Source organism: Lysinibacillus sp. COL-1, from assembly GCF_059814265.1.
Window position 1 is genome coordinate 3,403,015 of record NZ_JCAWSJ010000004.1, and the last position, 18,127, is coordinate 3,421,141.

Below are 18,127 nucleotides of genomic sequence, written 5' to 3' on the forward strand. Positions count from 1 at the left end.
GATAGCTATTCTAAGGAAGGGGGTATTTTTTTATCATTCATTGCTGTTTCATCCATTCACAAAGTGCACGGACGGTTTCACGATTTTTTGCTGGTGGGTATTGATGTGCATGGTCTGGATCATACCAGGTTTCGTATGATTTATTCGCATCTTCTAAAAAAAAGGCTAGTTGTCTGGCATGTTCGATATCTACATTTTCATCACGATAGCCATGTATGATTAATACAGGCGCAGTGATCTGCTCTATCTCGAAAAGTGGGGTTCGCGCATCATATGCTTCTGGTACACGATTCGGTGTTCCGCCAATTACACGCTTCATCATTCTGCGCATATCCGTACGTTCCCAATAAGTGGCTGTTGCGTCCGAAACACCTGCCCATGTGACGACCGAGGTAATATCCTTTCTTAAAATGGCTGTCCAAAGAGCCATAATTCCCCCACGAGAAAAACCAAAAACATGTATATTGTCATTACAATATTGCTTGAGAACATCTACGGCATAAACAGCATCATAACGGTCTGCTCCTGCAAACTCATCACGGCCTTCTCCACCACGATTTCCACGATAGTATGGGGCAAAAACGATAAAGCCCTGTGCAGCAAATTGGGCAATACGTGAAGGTCTTACCATCCCAATGCTTTGCATGCCCCCTCTTAAATATAAAAAACCATCATATGTACCTTCTGCCTTTGGCTCTGCTAATAATCCTTTTATACGTAAGCCTTGTGATAGATAGGTTATTTCTGTTAGTCGTATGGCTGGATTCGGTGAGGGATAGGCACGTTTTTCCACAATTTCACCATTGTATGTCACGGTCTTTCAACTCCTCCAGCATTTTCTTCATACCCTCATCCTTCATATGAAAGCTTAAATTAGGATGATGAGCAAATTCTTCATCCGTTAGCCAAAGCATACCCGATGTTTCTAAATCAAATTCAATGTCCTCCTGCGTTAAAAATTGTGCAGTAAAAACAGATTTACAAAACACAATGGCATCATGAACGGCATATTCTGCGAACCATTGGAGATTTTTCACACGGACACCCGTCTCTTCGAAAACTTCCCGAATAGCCGCCTCCTCTAAAGTTTCACCTTGCTCTAATTTGCCCCCTGGCACCTCTACACCACGTCGTTTATGAATAGTACATAGCCATTTATTTTCATGCTTTAACAAAACAAGGACGTGCTTTGGCTCGACTTCAAATTCCCCTCTTGAAAAACTCAAATCTACTTGTAGACCATGTAAATCTGTAAATGTTAGCATATTTTCAACCTCACGTTCTTTCTTGATGACCAATAGAAGCTATACCTATTCTTTGCTCCTATTTTATGGACAGGATCTAATGTTGGTTCCTAGTTTAACGGAATGCTAGATGCAAAATGTTTCCTTTCCTCTAGCTTATCTATGTTAACTATAGTGTAATCCTACAAAGACAAGCAACTGTAAACTATAGTGAGGTAAAGCAAAAAAGCGTGCTTCATATGAAGACACGCTTTTCCTTAGATGACTTGCTGACCATCGAAATAGACAGTGGGGTTTTTCACAACGCAATCAATATGGACATCAGCCATATTTGCTCCACCGAATGGCTTATTACTACCAAATGCAATATGGATTGTCCCATACACCTTCTCATCCTCTAGTACATTACCACATAGGATGGCACTTTTATTCGCTCCGATGCCAAACTCTGCAATGATTCTACCATTTCCTTCACCAAGTAAAGCAAGTAATTGAGGACCATCAGGACCGATTGCCTCCTCTAAACGACCATTCGTGATTTTTAATAATAATGGCTCCTTTAAAACACCTATATTAGCAATCGAACCATCCACTAAAATCTCTCCATTCGCAGATGTTTCTAGTGGTGCAATATAAGATTCTCCAGAAGGGATATTTCCATGCTCTCCAGCTTGGCGTATAACACCTGTAGAACGAATTCCCAAACGATTTTCTACACTAAACGTTAATGTATGCCCGTCTTTGTCAATGCGAATATTTTTTGCTGCATCAAGTAAATGAACATATTTTTCTACCATATCTTCTATTTCCTGTGCATCTGCATGTAGCGCACCTTGCTCTAGCATATCCATTGTAACACCTGGCATTGTCGCCACTCGGCCACCCTGTTCACAGGCGTTTTTACGAGCAGCTGTATGTGTTAATGAGTGCGAGGTAATACAAAGCGTGACATCGACATTCGTCATCAGCATCGAAACAGCTTGGATTGGCTCCTGTCCAGATTTATCTAATAGCGGCATTACCATCAACATTGTCTTCGCTGTAATAGATTGCCCAGCTTTATAAAAGATTTGCGCAATATCTTGCTTATGAATATCTGTTAAGATTAACAGTGTTTCAGATGATTGAACATTTAGATTACCTTTTAGTATAGTAAGTGCAATATCATGTAAATGTTGCATAATAAAACTCCTTAATTAAAATTCAAATGATATCTACGAATAATTCCTTCTATTTCATTTCTCGCCTCTTTTAATGGTTCTAAAACTTCTGGAACACGTTGTTCCGTAAAACGATAGATTGGTCCAGAAACAGTAATGGAGGCTACGACCTGATCTTCACTATTGAATATGGGCATGGCAAGTGCCAGTACATCAACAGAATATTCACTGTTACTGAGTGCATAACCACACGCACGAATTTTTTCCAGCTCTGCTCGTATTTCATTAGCATCTGTCATCGTATTATTCGTATAAGCTGTTAAAGGCTCGTCAATCACCTTGGCAATTTGCTCTTCATTTAGAAAAGCAAGCATCGAACGATAGGATGCCCCTACATAAAGTGGGGATCTACTTCCTCTTGAAACAGTAAATTTCACCTTATTAACAGGTTCGGCTTTTAGTAATGTTAACGCTTCCAGTCCATTCAGAACAGTAAAAATAGCTGTTTCGCCTGTGACATCTTTTAATTTCTCAAGAACTGGCATACATAGCTGATCTATGTTTAATGAATCATACATATTCATACCAATCTCCCATAAAGCAATACCGAGTGAGTATTTTTTTGTTACAGGATCTTTTGTAATAAACCCATTATTTTCAAAGGTTTCAAGAATGCGATATAAATTTGTATGATTCATATTCATCGCCATTGCTAACTCTCTTCCACCCCATATGGGCTTTTCTTTTGTAAACATTTTTAAAACCGCAATTGATAAATTTAACGTCTTTAGCATATCTCTCATCCTTTTGATCTATTTATCTGTACAAACGGCTGCAAATCTTTCTCTTAAAGGGGGAAATAAGCGACAGATTTAGCAGCCGTCAGCACCTGATATCACTTTATCAAAAGTAAGAGAGTAGCTAATCTCTTACTTTTGATATAGGAAATCAACAGCAGCAGTAATATATACTTTTGCACAGCGTACGATATCCTCAACACGCACTTTTTCATTATAACCATGAATACTTGGTAAATAGGCTGGGCCGTACTGCAATACAGGAATATTATATTGTCTGAAATGTCGAGCATCACTACTTGCCCATTGCATAACGCCATATGCCTCTTGCCCTGTTACAAATGAAATATTTTCCACAATGGATTGGCATACAGGATTTTCGGCAGGCGTATAATTTGCTACACTTTTGAAGCCAAAACGTTTGATTGAATAATCAATAGCCAAACCATCTAGTTTATGTTTCAAAATTTCTGTTACTTCTTCTTGTGTAATACCGAATGGTAAGCGACAATCGACCTGAACCTTGCAATAATCTGGGATTACGTTGGACTTCGTACCTCCCTCAATTGTACCAATATTTACAGTAATTTTCTCTAAAACTTCTTGATATTTCAAACGATCTTTTTCCACCTCTCGCATGTATTTTTTAGATACCTCGATAAGTGGCAGTACCTCTTCTGGGATCGTAATTTCCAAATCCCATAGTGTACGAATCTCTTGAATAGCTCGAATGGCATCGACAATAGCATTTCTCCCAGCTAAAGGTGATAGGCTTCCATGTCCAGGTTCCCCACGAACCTCTAATTCAAACCAATAAGAACCCTTTTGCCCAATGGTTGGATTTAGCGGTGAAGAAGGCTCAGCGATTAAGCAACCATCTCCTTGCACAAAACCTCGCTCTAACAACCATGGAACACCAAATTCGCCGCCTGTTTCTTCATCTGGCACAATCGCCAATGTTAGTTTCCCTGGTAATTCAATATTCAATTTCTTTAGTAGCTTTGTTGCAAAAATAATACCAGCTAAACCAGCTTTCATATCACTTGCACCACGGCCCAGCATCCAGCCATCCTTCACCTCCCCTGAAAATGGATTGAATTCCCACTTTGATAAATCACCAACAGGAACAACATCTGTATGACCACAATAAATGAGTTCCTTGCCCTCACCACTCCCAATAGAAGCTACTAAATTAAACATTTTATCTGCAGCTTCGTATTTTTGATAAGTAATGCCAACATCCTGTAAATAGTTTTCGATAAAAGCTGTTATTTCAGTCGTATCTCCTGGAGGATTGACACTAGGAATTTGAATGAGTTTCGAACAAAATGCAATCAGTTCATCTTGATGCTTTTCAACTGCCTCTAATAATTGCACTTTGAGTGCTTGTAAATCATTCATGTGTATATACCTCTTTTCCTTTCGTTTGTAGATGATGCATGCTTCCATATAAATTTTTCATATGTGTAAACTGCTTTTCGTCAAAGAAGGAACATTTATGAGCTCCATACGTTTTTGCTACTTCTAACACAAATCGAACTACATTTTCTACATCTGTTACATGTGTGGCGCCTGTTGCACAGCCTGCCACGACAGATTCTGTTGTGATAGCCACACCTACAACAGGGCTTGTTGTTGCCACAGCTGGTTGTAAAATACTATTAATATGGAATAAACCATTGCCATATGGTGTAATGTCTTGCATGGTAATCGGTAGTACAACTGGAGAAATTCCTGCTGCTTGTGTGTAAACATGCAATAAATCATCACTGATTTTTAATATGTAACCTTCTTTGACTGTTGGCGTAATGGCAAACCCTTTATGGTTACATACTTGATTGCCTTTCGTTGTATCGATTGATAGAATGGCATCCATTGTTTCTTCCACTTCATTTTCGTTCATGACACTAATATCCACTGGAGAGTTCATAAATGGTACTGGCTCATGTGGCAAAGTGGGTGCTGTTGGACAAATATGCGTTGAGAAAATAACATCTCCTTCTAACTGATCACCCTTTAACGCCATATCAATGGCTTTGGCTGCACCTGCCATACATGCTAGTGCTCCATCTCCATCTGATACAAAGCCTGTCATTTCAGGACGTGCTCCAATACCACCGAGACGACCAATAATTCCTAACGTCGGTGCCTGACCACCAGAGGATTTTCCTTGCTTTCCTTTCACTAGTACACGCACAAAATCCGTTGAGCCACTTTCACCTTTAATCGTTTTGATCTTCACATCTGCTGTTGGATCAATGCTGTGTAAATAGGCTTTAATCGTTTCTCCGTTAACATGGAAATTATCCATTACCTCGTATAATTCAATAACATGCTTCAATGACATAATCAGTCCGCTCCTTTTTACTTCTATAATTTATTCAATTACTTTCTGCTCTAAGTCGTCGACACTTCTTGCTGTATCGACGAAAATAAATGACAAGAAACTTGATGTGTGGCTGTCACAGTATCGAGTGTCGGTTGGACGTCTGCACATTTGTCTGTAGCAAAACGACAACGCTTGTGGAATGCACAGCCACTCGGTGGATTTACTGGACTTGGAACATCTCCAGATAAAATAATACGGTCCTTTTTATCAAAGGGATTTTCCTTAGGAATTGCCGATAATAAGGCTTGTGTGTAGGGATGTTGAGGGTTCTCATAAATTTCCTTATATGTCCCGATTTCCACAATTTTACCCAAGTACATGACGGCAATCCGATCACACATATAATTCACAACATTTAAATCATGTGAAATAAAAATATATGTTAAACCGAAGTCTCTCTGTAAGTCTTTTAATAGATTGATTACCTGTGCTTGTACAGAAACATCTAATGCTGAAACAGGTTCATCGCATACAACAATATCTGGATTAAGCGCAAGGGCACGAGCAATATTGATACGTTGTCTTTGTCCCCCAGAAAATTCATGTGGATGGCGCTTTGCATGATAAGCACTTAATCCTACTGTTTCAAGTAATTCAATAACACGCTTTTTACGTGATGCTTCATCACCAATACCATGGATGACTAATGGCTCGGCAATGAGATATTCAATCGTTTTTCGAGGATCGAGTGATGCATATGGATTTTGGAAAACCATTTGTATCGACTTTCGAGCAGAGCGAATATCCTTTGTATTTAAGCTTGCTAAATCCGTACCCTTAAACTCTACGATTCCCTCTGTTGGAGAAATCAGCTGGTTGATTAAACGAGCAACCGTCGATTTCCCACAACCTGATTCACCTACAATCCCAAGTGTTTCGCCCTTATATAATTCAAAACTGACGCCATCTACTGCTTTCACAAATTGTGTTGATTTTTTAAAAGGGATTGAACTTTTAATGGGAAAATGCTTTTTTAAATTACTTACCTTTAAAACAAGTTCATTGTGCTGTTGCATTAAAAATTCCCTCCTTCCTTGCGACAATTTGATTTTTCGCTTGTAAATGGCAGGCTACAAAATGATTGTCCTGCACTTCCACTAAGTCGGGTACTGTATGACGACAAATATCTGTTGCTAAAGGGCAACGTGATGAAAAGTGACAGCCGCTATGTGGCATTGTTAAATCCGGTGGACTACCTGGAATGGCCGGCAATCTTTGTTGCTCCTGTGTGCCCATTGTAATTTGAGACTCTAATAATCCCCACGTATAAGGATGTAAAGGTTTTTCATAGAGCTGTCTTGTTGTAGTCGACTCAACTGTTCGACCTGCATACATAACATTTACTTTGTCACATAACTCCCAAACCACACCTAAATCGTGTGTAATCATAATGATGGCTGTATCATGGTCTTGTTGTAATTTTTTCATTAAATCAAGAATTTGAGCTTGTACAGTTACATCCAGTGCAGTTGTTGGCTCATCGGCAATGAGTAGTTTCGGGTTACAAGCAAGAGCAATAGCAATCATGACACGCTGACGCATGCCTCCTGAAAATTCGTGAGGATACATTTTTAATCGTTTCTCTGGCTCAGGAATACCAACCATTTTTAACATATCGACAGCTTTGATAGCGGCATCTTTCTTCGAGATCTTTTCATGTGCTTGGATGACTTCAATAATTTGATTGCCCACTGTTAATACAGGATTCAAACTTGTAATAGGATCTTGGAAAATCATTGAAATATCATTACCTCGCACATTGCGCATTTCTTTTTCAGAAATGCCAATTAAATCACGACCATTAAAGTCAATTTTTCCATTCGTTATTTTTCCTGGCGGAGATGGAATTAAACGCATGAGAGCAGTGGCTGTAACACTTTTTCCCGACCCTGATTCTCCAACAATCCCTAGTGTTTCCTTCTTATTTAATTGTAAATTTACTCCATTGACAGCTTTCATTGTAGAGCCGCCACTTTTAAATTCTACTGTTAAATTTTCTACATCTAGTAAACGTTCAGTCATGACTCCACCCCCTTCCATTAAACTTTCATTTTCGGATCTAACGCATCACGTAATCCATCTCCTAAAAGGTTAATACCAAGAACTGTTAATAAAATACAGATTCCTGAAAATGTCGCCATTTGAGGATTTAATACTAAAAAATCTTTACCATCTTTTAAAATACTACCCCACGAAGCTGTTGGCGGTTGAACTCCTAATCCTAAAAAGCTCAGTGCCGCCTCCGAAATAATAGCGCCCGCTGTACTCATCGTTCCATAAACAATTAAAGGAGCTAAACAGTTCGGTAATATATGGCTAAAAATAATTCGACTATGTGTAGCACCTAGAGAATGCGTCACTTCGATGAATTCTTCTTCTTTTACACTTAAAACCTGACCACGAACAAGTCTTGCGAACCCTGGAATGTTTGCAACACCAATAGCAACAATAACGTTGACAAGTCCTTGCCCTAATACCGTCATTAGTGTAATAGCAAGTAAAATGAATGGGAATGCAAAAAGACCATCCATCGTACGCATAATGATCGAATCAATGCGACCACCGAAATACCCAGCTACTAAGCCTAGGAGCGTTCCAAATACAGCACCAAATAGCACTGCCGCAATCCCAACAATCATCGATATTCTTGTACCATAAACTAAGCGACTAAACAGATCACGACCATAGTTATCTGTTCCTAATAAATGTCCTTCTGTGTTCATTGGTAAAAATGATTTGCCAACGATCATTTCATTTGGTGGATGGGTAGCAATCAATGGTGCAAAAATTGCAACAATGGCCATCAAGGTGACAATGACTAACCCAATTGTCGCTAATTTATTTTTTAGCAACTTGCGCAACAACGTATTTCTTTTTCTTGTTTCATTGACGATTGCTTGAGTCATTGTTATTTTTTCCCTCCATCCGATTCTAAATTGACCTTAGGATTGACAACTTTATAAAGCACGTCCACTACTAAGTTAACAAGTACAAAGATAAATGCGATGAAAATAACAGTACCTTGTACAACAACAAAATCACGTTTATCAATGGCATCTACAATTAGTCGCCCCATTCCAGGCCAACTAAAAATCGTTTCTGTTAAAACCGCTCCCCCCAGTAAATTGGATATCTGCATCCCTAATACCGTTAAAATAGGTGTTAGCGCATTTTTAAAGGCATGTTTACCAATCACTAAATATTCTTTAATGCCTTTAGAACGAGCTGTTTTAATATAATCTTGCGAAATAACCTCTAACATGCTTGAACGGGTAATCCGTGCAAATGTCGCCATTGGAATCGTTGCTAATGCAAATGCTGGCAAAATTAAATGTTTCAAATAGGTCCATAGGCCATCACTGATGTTGCCCATTCCAGTGGCTGGGAACCAACCAAGATTGACACTAAAGAATAAAACAAGCATGATCCCCAACCAAAAAATAGGCATGGATACACCAACTAATGATACAAGCATGACAATATAATCAATGATTGTATTTTGCTTTCTAGCAGCTAATATTCCTGCTGGGATACCAACCACAACCGCTATAAACAAGGCTGCCAATGCTAGTATCACTGTGTTAGGGAATCTTTCTATAATAAGCCCGATGACAGACTCACTATAAGAATAGGAATATCCTAAATTTAACTGTGCTAAGTCTCCTACATATGAAATAAATTGCGAAGGCATTGATTTATTTAATCCTAGCTCTTCTCTTAAATTCTCTACATCTTCCACACTGGCTTGTGGCCCAAGCATTACTGAAGCTGGGTCACCTGGAATCATTCGCGTAATAATGAAGACGATGATTCCTACTACTAGCAGTGTCGGGATAAGGTTGACTAACCTTTTTAAAATAAATGAGCCCATCTTATTAAGACCTCCTTTTCATTATTAGAATCAGTGGTTCATATTGTGAATAACCACATACTACACCATGTGATAATTATTTGTAAATATATTTTTTTCTGAATTTTTTTAATTTTATATTTACTTTCTATTTACAAATGTGCTAATTTTAATTCGAACCTATCATTTTTGAATCAACGGTTCATATTGTGAAACAAAATAAAGGAGGCTTATGCAGATGAAGAAGATAAACGTAAAAAAACCTTTACTACTACTCTTTTTAACTTTATTAATTGGTGTTTTAGCAGCTTGTGGTGGGAACACAGAAAAAAGTAATTCTTCAAATGAAAAAGATGGAGAAGTCACTTCAGGTGGCAAATTAAATGTTGGTCTTTCAGCCAATGCCAAAACATTTGACCCTATCAAATATACAGGGGTTTATGAATCGCAAGTTATGCGTCAAATGGGTGATACTTTAGTTGTTTATAACAAAGATCTATCAGATATCATCCCCTCTTTAGCAACAGAATGGAAAGTGTCAGATGATATGTTAGTCTATACGTTCAAATTACGTGAGGGTGTGAAATTCCAAAAGGGGCAATACCAGGATGGCCGTGAAATGACAGCGGAAGATGTGAAATATTCTTTAGAGCGCTCCGCCAAAGAATCCGCTATGAATCGTTTAAGTGGTGTGACAGAAGTTAAAGTGTTGTCAGATTATGAAATAGAAATTCACTTAACTACACCGAATGCTGCCCTTCTTGCTATGCTAACGGATGCAGGAAATATCATTATTCCAAAAGAAGAGGTTGAAGGCTGGGGCGATAACTTCTCAGAACACTTCATTGGTACAGGCCCATTCCAGTTAACAGAATGGAAAAAAGACCAAGAAGTAAAACTAGTTCGCCATGACAATTATTGGGGTGAAAAACCTCACGTTGATAATTTATCCATGAAGTTTATCTCCGATCAAAATATGATGACAAATGCATTACGTTCTGGTGACATAGATATTGCCATGGATGTCAAAGGCCAAAACAGAGAAATTATTAACCAAGATAGCAACCTTGAGCTTTTAACGAATCCAGGTTTATCTATTGTTTATCTTGACCTTAACAACAAAGTTGGTCCGACTGCTGACAAACGTGTTCGCGAGGCACTTTATATGGCAACAAATGTTGAGGAAATCATTTCTGGTGTTAACCAATGGGGTGGCGGTGATGTTTCTTATTTACCATTACCACCAGGTTCATGGGGATATGATAAATCATTAGTTGATTTAGTACCAAAATATAATCCAGAAGAAGCAAAAAAATTGCTAGCAGAGGCTGGTTATCCTGATGGCTTCAAAACAGAGATTTATGTATCAGAAGCACGTGTGCCTTACGCAACGATTTTCCAAAGTCAATTAAAGAAAAACTTAAACATTGATGTGGAAATTAAAGTGCTTGAATGGGGTACTTACAGTGATACTGTTGCAAAAGGGAACGCTCCAATGAATATTGGTGGCTGGACTTGGTATCCAGATCCTTATTTCTTCCTATATCAATTATTCCACACAAATCAAATCGGTGCGTTAGGTAATGGTAAAGGCTATAGCAACCCAGAGGTAGATAAATTATTAGAACGTGCCGTATCTGAAACAGTGGTACAGGAAGAACGTGCTAAATTATACCAAGAAGCATTAAAACTGATTTTAGCAGATGTTCCGCGTATTGAATTAGAAGCAACACAAACCGTTGCAGGTGTAAACAAAAAAGTACAGGGCTTTGAGGTTTCTACTGACAACTCCGTACAAATTGTACATCCAAACGGTACGAACGTATCCATTTCTAAATAATTAACTGGAAAAGTGGAGATGCTTGTCTCCGCTTTTCTCTTCATAAGGAGAGATTTAATCCCATGACTCGATATATAAATGGACTTGTTTTTAACTCTGAGACACGTAGCTTTAACAAACAGTCATTTCAAGTACAGGGGCAATACTTTGCTCCATCTTCTACAACGTCTGAAATAGACATCGATTTAGATGGCTATTATATTACACCTGGCCTTATCGACAGTTGTTCACAAATTGGCTTAGCTGAAATAGGGATTCGTTGGGAGGGGGATGATAGCTATGAATTTGACTCACATCTGGACTATTCTGTAGTTGATGGCATTTATCCATTCGATGCTGCCTTTCAAAAAGCTATCTCCCATGGGGTGACAGCCTCTCATATCGTTCCCTCCCCTAAAAGCTTGGTCGGTGCAAAAACAGCTATTATTCATCATACACATACAACGGTTGATGAAATGGTCATTGCCAAAGATATTGCTTATTCCTTCTCCATTGGACACCAAGCAAAAAGCACTTTTTTCGCTGAAAAGAGAAAGCCACTAACCCGTATGGGGATTGCCAAAATTTTAAGAGAAACATTGCAACAGATTCAGCAGCAAGAACCTTTAATTAAGAAAATTGTCATACGGGCACATAAAGCTGTGGATCTTGAATTCATTGACCGTCTTCAACAAGAGTTTAAGTCTACTTTTGATTTTCATATTATTCACGGCACTGAAGCTTCACTGCTTCAAGGGACATCCTTCAATACGGTCATTGCTGGCCCAACGTTTCGATATATCGAGCATAACGAGATGATGGCATTATCACCAAAACTATACCGCCAGTTGTCCCAACAACATACTCCGTTTGTTTTTTGTACGGATCATCCTGTTAGTAGCACCTCTCACCTAACATTAGAAGGTTGCTTAGCTGTAAGAGAAGGGCTGACACGTCAGGATGTTCTGTATGCACTAACAACAGGAGCTGCTAATTTCCTTGGAATCGCTCATAAAACTGGCACTATTCGTGATGGCCTTCTAGCTGATTTTGTCATATGGGATAAGCATCCATTAAATTTAGATGCACAGGTTGTAGCTACTTTTATTAAAGGAACAAAAGTTTATGCAAGGGAAGAAGGGTTCTCAGAATGATTATTTATCATCATGCAAAGTTTCTCACAGTCAATGAACAAAATGATATTTTTGAACAGTTATGGATCGAAGATGGACGTATAGTCTATGTCGGTCCAGCCAAAGATTATCCTCCTCAAGCAGAGTTAGTCGATCTTCAGGGAGCTTATGTCACACCAGGCTTAATTGATATTCACGCCCATGTTGGGACATGGGCAGAGGTTACTGAAGACATTAATGATGCTAATGAATATAGCGAGCCCTTTACACCTCTTATGCACGCTCTAGATAGTGTAGATATCCGACACTTTTCCTTCCAACATGCGTTAGAAGGCGGTGTGACGACTGTACAAACTGGTCCAGGTAGTGCCAATGTCATTGGGGGCATTTGGAGTATTCTTAAAACAGCAGGGCCCACTCTTACCTCTCGTGTTTTAGTAGAACGAAGCGGTTTAAAGGGCGCGTTAGGAGAAAATCCAAAGAATGTTTTTGGCAATCAATACAAACGAAAGCCAATGACTCGCATGGCCATTGCCCAGCTTTTACGTGATGGTTTCCAACGTGCAAGTCAACTGAATGAACAACAACGAGCTGAGCAAATTAAACAAAATTCAGAGTTGCGTCCATTCATTGAAGTGCTACGAGGTGACATGCCCCTTCGCCTTCATTGTCACAGAGCAGATGACATTATGACAGCTATAAGAATTGCTAAAGAATTTAATGTGAAGCTTCATTTAGAGCATTGCACAGAAGGCTATTTAATAGTCGATGCGGTAAAGAACAGTGGCTTTCATGCGACACTTGGGCCCTATATGTTAACCCCATCTAAATATGAAACACGTAATTCTACACCAGCGATTGCAGCCATTTTTAAAGAGCATAATATCCCATTTGCCATCATGACAGACCATCCATTCGTACCAATTCAGTACTTAAAATATTGTGCTACTGAAGCTATTCGCTATGGTTTAGATGAGGACACCGCCTTAAAAAGTATTACAATAAATGCCGCTAAGCTTGTACAGCTAGATCACCGCATTGGCAGCCTTGAGGAAGGCAAGGATGCTGATTTTGTTGTTTGGTCACACCCTATTTTTGAAACAGAAGCAAAGGTCTTACAAACGTATGTCAATGGACAAAAATATTACGAAGCGGAGTGAGCTTATTGAAACATTCAAAAATTGCCGTAGTCACAATTGGTCAAGCGCCTCGCAAAGATATGGCGGAGGATATTCAGCAATTAAGAGCATCTGGTTTACATGTTCATGAGTTTGGCGTACTGGATTCACTCTCTCCAGCCGAAATCACTTCCCTTTCACCCTCTAGTGAAGACACAGATGTTTTAGTAACACTTTTGACAAATGGACAACAAGTCAAGCTAAGTAAACAAAAGCTGATGCCCTATATTCAGACATGCATTGATGATTTACATGAATTCACTTGGGTTTTGCTTATGTGTACAGGAGATTTTACGAATAAGCTGTCATGTAAAAACCTGTTACTACCTGATCGCATGATGACAAATTTAGTGAAAGGGTTACAAACAGAATTAGCACTTGGTTTAATAGGCCCTGAGCCTGAGCAACAACAAACTGTTGCGGAGAAATGGCAAAAAGCACAGTTCGATGTCACCTTTTCAGCTAGCTCACCCTATCAGTTCAATACACAACATTTATTAGCAAAAGCACAGCTATTAGAATATCAAGGAGCTGATTTGCTCATTCTTGATTGTATGGGTTATTCCACAACAATGAAAAACATGATTAAAGATCAACTCACTATTCCCGTCATTGTTCCTAGAGAAGCAGTATTTACGATTTTAAAGGCCATTTGTTAATGGTAAAAAAGGTGATGTCAACAGCAGAAACAACCATTTTGAAAGGCGAGGGATTGATTTCCGTTCCGCCAGCATCCCTTCCAGGGAATGCCCGATGAGCCGCTTCACTCACAGGGTCTCATCAACCATGTGGAGAAGTGATGAGTGACAGCACCCCTCCATAAAGAGTAGTGAATACCCTCACTTTATTTGAAAACCTTGCTAAAAAGAAATATTTTTATGGATTGGAAGGCTAGTAGACTCCTGTGGGCGAGCGTCCCTACACGAAGCGGCTCGCCAACAGGAAAGCCCATGGAAATCCATTTTCACCTTTAACATAAATTCTATGGATGGTTTTGTTTTTCAACACTATGAAAAAGGGCACTGCCGATGCAGTGCCCTTTTCCCGTTCCACTAGACACGTTTATTGAAATAAGGAAGCTGCTCAACAAATGCCTTTGTGTCATCATCCCCATATTCATGAACGAGTGCATAAATTTTCATTAATCGCTTATCGATTTCATCATTTTCCCTGTCTAAGTGATACTGTATATACGGTAATTGTGCACGCCAAGCATTTGAAATTTCTAGCAGCTGCATTTGCTGAAAGATTCTCTCAAATACATCTAATGCCTGTCGATCTACATTCAGTTCAAAATTCCACGGCCCAGCATAAGGATTTGTATAATAGGTTCTATTGGCAAGTGAAAAATATACGCGCTGACGATCCATCTTTATGATTCACTCCTTTTTCCATAGTATGGAGAGAACGGAGTTGTTTTATTCGCTTTAATGTCAAACTTCCTTCACAATTAATAGAACCACATAATTTATAATAGGTATGATGAACAAAGAACGGAGTGAATACTATGAGTTTAACTACGCTCTTAATAGTCGCAGTTATCATTGTTATCTTTATCACTATTGCGACGATTATCAGTGTCAACCGTGCCTATGCCTTTAAACATACTATTGATGAAAAACCACAGCAAAGCTATCATCAAGAGGATAACTAATCATAATTTATTGAATTTGGAGTGAAAGCAATGGGTGTACCTTTACCAATTATCATTATGATTGCCATGATGATGCTAATGTTTGGTCTTTCTGTCATTATTATTTTGAAGAAAAAAAATCATATCTTTACACAAACTATTGATCCGAAGCCTGAACAAATGACGTCTCAGCAAGAGGAAGAACAACGATGAAATACCCCTTTATTTGGCTCATTCAGTTTTATAGAAAATTCATTTCACCTATGACGCCACCAACTTGCCGTTTCCATCCTACTTGTTCTTCTTACGGGCTGGAAGCTTTTCAAAAGCATGGAGCATTGAAAGGCTCCATCTTAACCATTACACGTATATCGAAGTGTCATCCGTTTCATCCTGGTGGCTTTGATCCTGTGCCTGAAAAATGGCCTTCGAAAAAGAATTAACTTTCGGAGGGCATTTTTTTCTTGTACTTTTTTAAGTTGTGCGTTATTATAATAACTGTTCTAAAAAATAAATCGTAATGATTACTATTTAAGAGAGGTATCTGATTATATGAAAAAATTGTATTTATTATTGTTAGTCGCAGTCCTTGCCTTATTCACTGCTGCTTGTGGAGACAAATCTTCCACTTCCCAAAAGTCTGATGACAAGGATACGTTAAGCATCTATACAACGGTTTATCCGTTAAGCTATTTTGCACAGCGCATTGGTGGCGATTTTGTTGAAGTATCTTCTATTTACCCAGCTGGTGCGAACGAGCATACATTTGAACCCACTCAAAAAGATATGATGAAATTAGCAGATGCAAATATCTTCTTCTATATTGGCTTAGGACTGGAAGGCTTTGTCGAAAACGCTAAAAAGACTTTAGCAAACGAAGATGTCACGATGGTGGCAACTGCTGACACAGTTTCAGATGAAAAATTAGCTATCAGCACAGGTCATGTTCATGCAGAAGATGAGCATGACGAGCATAATCACGCTGCCACAGAGGAAGAGCACGATCATGAGCACGATCACGCTGCCACAGAGGGAGAGCACGATCATGAAGCTGATGAGCACGGACATGATGAGCATGAACATGGCGATATCGACCCACATGTTTGGTTATCTCCTACAATTAGTCAGGATTTAGCACTTGCTATTAAAAATACACTAGTTGAAAAAATGCCTGCTCAAGAATCGACTTTTAATGAGAATTATGAAGCACTAGTAAAAGAACTGCAGGATTTGGATAATGACTTCAAAGCAATGGCTGACAAAGCACCAAATAAAACATTCTTTGTATCACATGCTGCCTTTGGCTATATTGCAGGTCAATATGGTTTTACACAAGTGCCAATTGCCGGCTTAAATTCACAAAATGAGCCATCTCAAAAAGAATTAACAAAAATCGTTGATAAAGCAAATGAATTGCATATTCACTATATTTTATTTGAACAAAATGTTTCTTCTAAATTAGCAGAGGTTATTCAAAAAGAAGTTGGCGCAGAATCTCTTGTCCTGCATAATTTAAGTGTATTAACAGCTGACGATGAAAAAAATAAAGAAACCTACTTCACCTTGATGCAAAAAAATATTCAAACACTAGAAAAAGCTTTAAACGCACATTAATCAAGTAAGAGCCAATAAGTAGAGATTAAGCCAGTGTAAACCAACATATTATGAGTAAGGAGGTGCCCCGACGAATGGGACACCTCCTTTATTATGACGTATTTTTCTTGTGGCATGCGTTTCCCCGTTCGATAAAAAGATGGTCGGCATTTTGTTGTTTTTAGTTCCTTATCCTGGATCACTTTTGGTTGAATCGCAATAAAAACGGACATACTTCCCACTAACATTGGTGTCCATTCAGTAAAGTCAAACTGAACTAAAGTGTTTGGATCATTTGTTTTTTGTGCAATAAGCTTTGTCGGCTGTTCCACTAATTGTTGTACTGCCAGCTTATTTTCTCCAATAATAGAGATTCCATTATTTTCAGTAAAGCTAGCTTGTAAAGGCATTGTTAAACTCTGTATTTTCGTTTCTTCTAGCATCTCCGTATACTTCTCGCTTGTTGCAGCAGGAAAACTTGCGTAGTCCCAAGTATGATCCTGTGCTAATTGACGATCCGACACTAAAAAATATTGATAGCGTACTTCTCCCTTACGATCCGGCAATGGATCATCCCAAGTGACATCAATATGATACCAATCACGATCCAACTTTACTAATACCCAGGCATGGAGCTGTTCACCCACTTTTCCTGGCACATATTGTACCTCAAAGCCCAACATTTCTAACATTCGATAAAGCACTAAAGCATATGCCTGACAAACTCCCTTATTTTCTGTTAGTAACGTGTAAGGGGAATATTGACTTCCTTCTGTTTCTTTGGAGTATTCCGCAGTTAAAACAATAAAATCATGTGCAGCCTGCAGTTTTTCTATGTCACTTAATCCATGCATGGGTGCAATAATATTCGCCAAAGTTTGCCCTACAAATGCTTCCTCTGTTGGGGAAATATGATAGGTAAATGCAAATGCAATGACAATATTATTGTTATAACCATCGTACTTCCATTTAAAGCTAGAAATATTAGTATAAATATAAGAGTTTTGAATCGCAGTTTTTGTAATGTCTGTTAGTCCATCTTTTATTTCAGTTATGTCACCAGTATAGCGAATGGAAAATTCCGAAGATAGCTGCGTAACTTCTTTATTAATGAGAGATTGTAGTGTTTCAATTGAATGAGCAGTTGCTACATTATCTTTTTCATCGTTTGCAAATACTTGCACATGACTCATTTGTAGAACAAATACTATAATGACAACATTATATATATATTTCCTCATATGAGTCATTCTCCTTTACTAACTAGTTTATGCCTCTCATTTTTTATTATGTTAATGAATGATTAATTTCATGCTAAAAGTGCGAATAAA

Annotated in this window: 20 protein-coding genes; 8 read left to right on the forward strand and 12 right to left on the reverse strand. The window is 38.6% G+C overall.

All coding sequences use genetic code 11. The features are described from left to right. Positions 1-37: 37 nt before the first annotated feature. The 10 genes from AC6BKE_RS24930 to AC6BKE_RS24975 all read right to left on the reverse strand — a co-directional run bounded on the left by AC6BKE_RS24930 (position 38) and on the right by AC6BKE_RS24975 (position 9,461). Positions 38-814, reverse strand: coding sequence for an alpha/beta hydrolase family protein (locus AC6BKE_RS24930; protein ID WP_036118745.1), 777 nt, complete (start codon positions 812-814; stop codon positions 38-40). Beyond that, positions 798-1,265 carry an NUDIX domain-containing protein gene (locus AC6BKE_RS24935; RefSeq protein WP_036118781.1) on the reverse strand — a complete coding sequence of 156 codons (468 nt, stop codon included), beginning with the start codon at positions 1,263-1,265 and terminating at the stop codon, positions 798-800. Before AC6BKE_RS24935 ends, AC6BKE_RS24930 begins: the two co-directional genes overlap by 17 nt. Positions 1,266-1,501: 236 nt before the next feature. After that, entirely contained in the window at positions 1,502-2,425 is a 924-nt protein-coding gene (locus AC6BKE_RS24940) for an aminopeptidase (protein WP_089934503.1), read from the reverse strand. Between the two features lie 11 nt (positions 2,426-2,436). Continuing rightward, on the reverse strand, positions 2,437-3,198 hold the full coding sequence (locus AC6BKE_RS24945; protein WP_036118741.1) for an IclR family transcriptional regulator: 762 nt from the start codon (positions 3,196-3,198) through the stop codon (positions 2,437-2,439). A gap of 135 nt (positions 3,199-3,333) precedes the next feature. Further along, the gene (locus AC6BKE_RS24950) at positions 3,334-4,602 is read right to left on the reverse strand and encodes a M20 family metallopeptidase (protein WP_499858210.1); all 1,269 of its coding nucleotides are present in this window, start codon (positions 4,600-4,602) and stop codon (positions 3,334-3,336) included. Continuing rightward, positions 4,595-5,548: a DUF1177 domain-containing protein gene (locus AC6BKE_RS24955; RefSeq protein ID WP_036118738.1), complete on the reverse strand. Its 954-nt coding sequence runs from the start codon at positions 5,546-5,548 to the stop codon at positions 4,595-4,597. Before AC6BKE_RS24955 ends, AC6BKE_RS24950 begins: the two co-directional genes overlap by 8 nt. Before the next feature lie 50 nt (positions 5,549-5,598). Continuing rightward, complete coding sequence (locus AC6BKE_RS24960; protein ID WP_036118734.1) at positions 5,599-6,606, reverse strand: ABC transporter ATP-binding protein; 1,008 nt, start codon at positions 6,604-6,606, stop codon at positions 5,599-5,601. Beyond that, complete coding sequence (locus AC6BKE_RS24965; RefSeq protein ID WP_036118732.1) at positions 6,590-7,612, reverse strand: ABC transporter ATP-binding protein; 1,023 nt, start codon at positions 7,610-7,612, stop codon at positions 6,590-6,592. Before AC6BKE_RS24965 ends, AC6BKE_RS24960 begins: the two co-directional genes overlap by 17 nt. Before the next feature lie 17 nt (positions 7,613-7,629). Next, a complete protein-coding gene (locus AC6BKE_RS24970) occupies positions 7,630-8,496 on the reverse strand; it encodes an ABC transporter permease (RefSeq protein ID WP_036118729.1) in 867 nt (288 codons plus the stop codon). Between the two features lie 2 nt (positions 8,497-8,498). Beyond that, positions 8,499-9,461: an ABC transporter permease gene (locus AC6BKE_RS24975; RefSeq protein WP_036118726.1), complete on the reverse strand. Its 963-nt coding sequence runs from the start codon at positions 9,459-9,461 to the stop codon at positions 8,499-8,501. A gap of 217 nt (positions 9,462-9,678) precedes the next feature. Between AC6BKE_RS24975 and AC6BKE_RS24980 the strand changes: the two genes are divergently transcribed. The 4 genes from AC6BKE_RS24980 (at position 9,679) to AC6BKE_RS24995 (ending at position 14,229) form a co-directional block, all read left to right on the forward strand. Continuing rightward, a complete protein-coding gene (locus AC6BKE_RS24980) occupies positions 9,679-11,280 on the forward strand; it encodes an ABC transporter substrate-binding protein (protein ID WP_141905357.1) in 1,602 nt (533 codons plus the stop codon). 62 nt (positions 11,281-11,342) lie between these two features. Next, complete coding sequence (locus AC6BKE_RS24985) at positions 11,343-12,413, forward strand: amidohydrolase family protein (RefSeq protein ID WP_036118719.1); 1,071 nt, start codon at positions 11,343-11,345, stop codon at positions 12,411-12,413. Beyond that, positions 12,410-13,552: an amidohydrolase gene (locus AC6BKE_RS24990; RefSeq protein WP_330492983.1), complete on the forward strand. Its 1,143-nt coding sequence runs from the start codon at positions 12,410-12,412 to the stop codon at positions 13,550-13,552. Before AC6BKE_RS24985 ends, AC6BKE_RS24990 begins: the two co-directional genes overlap by 4 nt. Further along, entirely contained in the window at positions 13,549-14,229 is a 681-nt protein-coding gene (locus tag AC6BKE_RS24995; protein WP_499858211.1) for an AroM family protein, read from the forward strand. Before AC6BKE_RS24990 ends, AC6BKE_RS24995 begins: the two co-directional genes overlap by 4 nt. 393 nt (positions 14,230-14,622) lie before the next feature. Here AC6BKE_RS24995 and AC6BKE_RS25000 read toward each other — a convergent pair whose 3' ends face one another. Beyond that, complete coding sequence (locus tag AC6BKE_RS25000; RefSeq protein ID WP_016992524.1) at positions 14,623-14,940, reverse strand: hypothetical protein; 318 nt, start codon at positions 14,938-14,940, stop codon at positions 14,623-14,625. Positions 14,941-15,077: 137 nt separating this feature from the next. Here AC6BKE_RS25000 and ytzI point away from each other — a divergent pair, with 137 nt between their 5' ends. The 4 genes from ytzI to AC6BKE_RS25020 all read left to right on the forward strand — a co-directional run bounded on the left by ytzI (position 15,078) and on the right by AC6BKE_RS25020 (position 16,817). Then, on the forward strand, positions 15,078-15,224 hold the full coding sequence (gene ytzI / locus AC6BKE_RS25005) for a YtzI protein (RefSeq protein ID WP_094029263.1): 147 nt from the start codon (positions 15,078-15,080) through the stop codon (positions 15,222-15,224). Positions 15,225-15,254: 30 nt separating this feature from the next. Beyond that, positions 15,255-15,416: a hypothetical protein gene (locus tag AC6BKE_RS25010; protein ID WP_180957787.1), complete on the forward strand. Its 162-nt coding sequence runs from the start codon at positions 15,255-15,257 to the stop codon at positions 15,414-15,416. Continuing rightward, positions 15,413-15,646: a membrane protein insertion efficiency factor YidD gene (gene yidD / locus AC6BKE_RS25015; RefSeq protein ID WP_036123166.1), complete on the forward strand. Its 234-nt coding sequence runs from the start codon at positions 15,413-15,415 to the stop codon at positions 15,644-15,646. Before AC6BKE_RS25010 ends, yidD begins: the two co-directional genes overlap by 4 nt. Positions 15,647-15,755: 109 nt before the next feature. Then, on the forward strand, positions 15,756-16,817 hold the full coding sequence (locus tag AC6BKE_RS25020) for a metal ABC transporter solute-binding protein, Zn/Mn family (protein ID WP_089934515.1): 1,062 nt from the start codon (positions 15,756-15,758) through the stop codon (positions 16,815-16,817). On the opposite strand, the gene AC6BKE_RS25025 is transcribed toward AC6BKE_RS25020, so the two are convergent. Then, complete coding sequence (locus AC6BKE_RS25025) at positions 16,814-18,037, reverse strand: transglutaminase domain-containing protein (protein ID WP_330492979.1); 1,224 nt, start codon at positions 18,035-18,037, stop codon at positions 16,814-16,816. The genes AC6BKE_RS25020 and AC6BKE_RS25025 overlap by 4 nt on opposite strands. Positions 18,038-18,127 lie beyond the last annotated feature (90 nt).

What these genes read in the sequence shown, in the direction of transcription:
- AC6BKE_RS24935 (WP_036118781.1), bottom strand. Translation starts at nt 1,265, where the DNA reads ATGCTAACATTTACAGATTTACATGGTCTACAAGTAGATTTGAGTTTT.
- AC6BKE_RS24940 (WP_089934503.1), bottom strand. Translation starts at nt 2,425, where the DNA reads ATGCAACATTTACATGATATTGCACTTACTATACTAAAAGGTAATCTA.
- AC6BKE_RS24945 (WP_036118741.1), bottom strand. Translation starts at nt 3,198, where the DNA reads ATGCTAAAGACGTTAAATTTATCAATTGCGGTTTTAAAAATGTTTACA.
- AC6BKE_RS24950 (WP_499858210.1), bottom strand. Translation starts at nt 4,602, where the DNA reads ATGAATGATTTACAAGCACTCAAAGTGCAATTATTAGAGGCAGTTGAA.
- AC6BKE_RS24955 (WP_036118738.1), bottom strand. Translation starts at nt 5,548, where the DNA reads ATGTCATTGAAGCATGTTATTGAATTATACGAGGTAATGGATAATTTC.
- AC6BKE_RS24960 (WP_036118734.1), bottom strand. Translation starts at nt 6,606, where the DNA reads ATGCAACAGCACAATGAACTTGTTTTAAAGGTAAGTAATTTAAAAAAG.
- AC6BKE_RS24965 (WP_036118732.1), bottom strand. Translation starts at nt 7,612, where the DNA reads ATGACTGAACGTTTACTAGATGTAGAAAATTTAACAGTAGAATTTAAA.
- AC6BKE_RS24970 (WP_036118729.1), bottom strand. Translation starts at nt 8,496, where the DNA reads ATGACTCAAGCAATCGTCAATGAAACAAGAAAAAGAAATACGTTGTTG.
- AC6BKE_RS24975 (WP_036118726.1), bottom strand. Translation starts at nt 9,461, where the DNA reads ATGGGCTCATTTATTTTAAAAAGGTTAGTCAACCTTATCCCGACACTG.
- AC6BKE_RS24980 (WP_141905357.1), top strand. Translation starts at nt 9,679, where the DNA reads ATGAAGAAGATAAACGTAAAAAAACCTTTACTACTACTCTTTTTAACT.
- AC6BKE_RS24985 (WP_036118719.1), top strand. Translation starts at nt 11,343, where the DNA reads ATGACTCGATATATAAATGGACTTGTTTTTAACTCTGAGACACGTAGC.
- AC6BKE_RS24990 (WP_330492983.1), top strand. Translation starts at nt 12,410, where the DNA reads ATGATTATTTATCATCATGCAAAGTTTCTCACAGTCAATGAACAAAAT.
- AC6BKE_RS25000 (WP_016992524.1), bottom strand. Translation starts at nt 14,940, where the DNA reads ATGGATCGTCAGCGCGTATATTTTTCACTTGCCAATAGAACCTATTAT.
- ytzI (WP_094029263.1), top strand. Translation starts at nt 15,078, where the DNA reads ATGAGTTTAACTACGCTCTTAATAGTCGCAGTTATCATTGTTATCTTT.
- AC6BKE_RS25010 (WP_180957787.1), top strand. Translation starts at nt 15,255, where the DNA reads ATGGGTGTACCTTTACCAATTATCATTATGATTGCCATGATGATGCTA.
- yidD (WP_036123166.1), top strand. Translation starts at nt 15,413, where the DNA reads ATGAAATACCCCTTTATTTGGCTCATTCAGTTTTATAGAAAATTCATT.
- AC6BKE_RS25020 (WP_089934515.1), top strand. Translation starts at nt 15,756, where the DNA reads ATGAAAAAATTGTATTTATTATTGTTAGTCGCAGTCCTTGCCTTATTC.
- AC6BKE_RS25025 (WP_330492979.1), bottom strand. Translation starts at nt 18,037, where the DNA reads ATGAGGAAATATATATATAATGTTGTCATTATAGTATTTGTTCTACAA.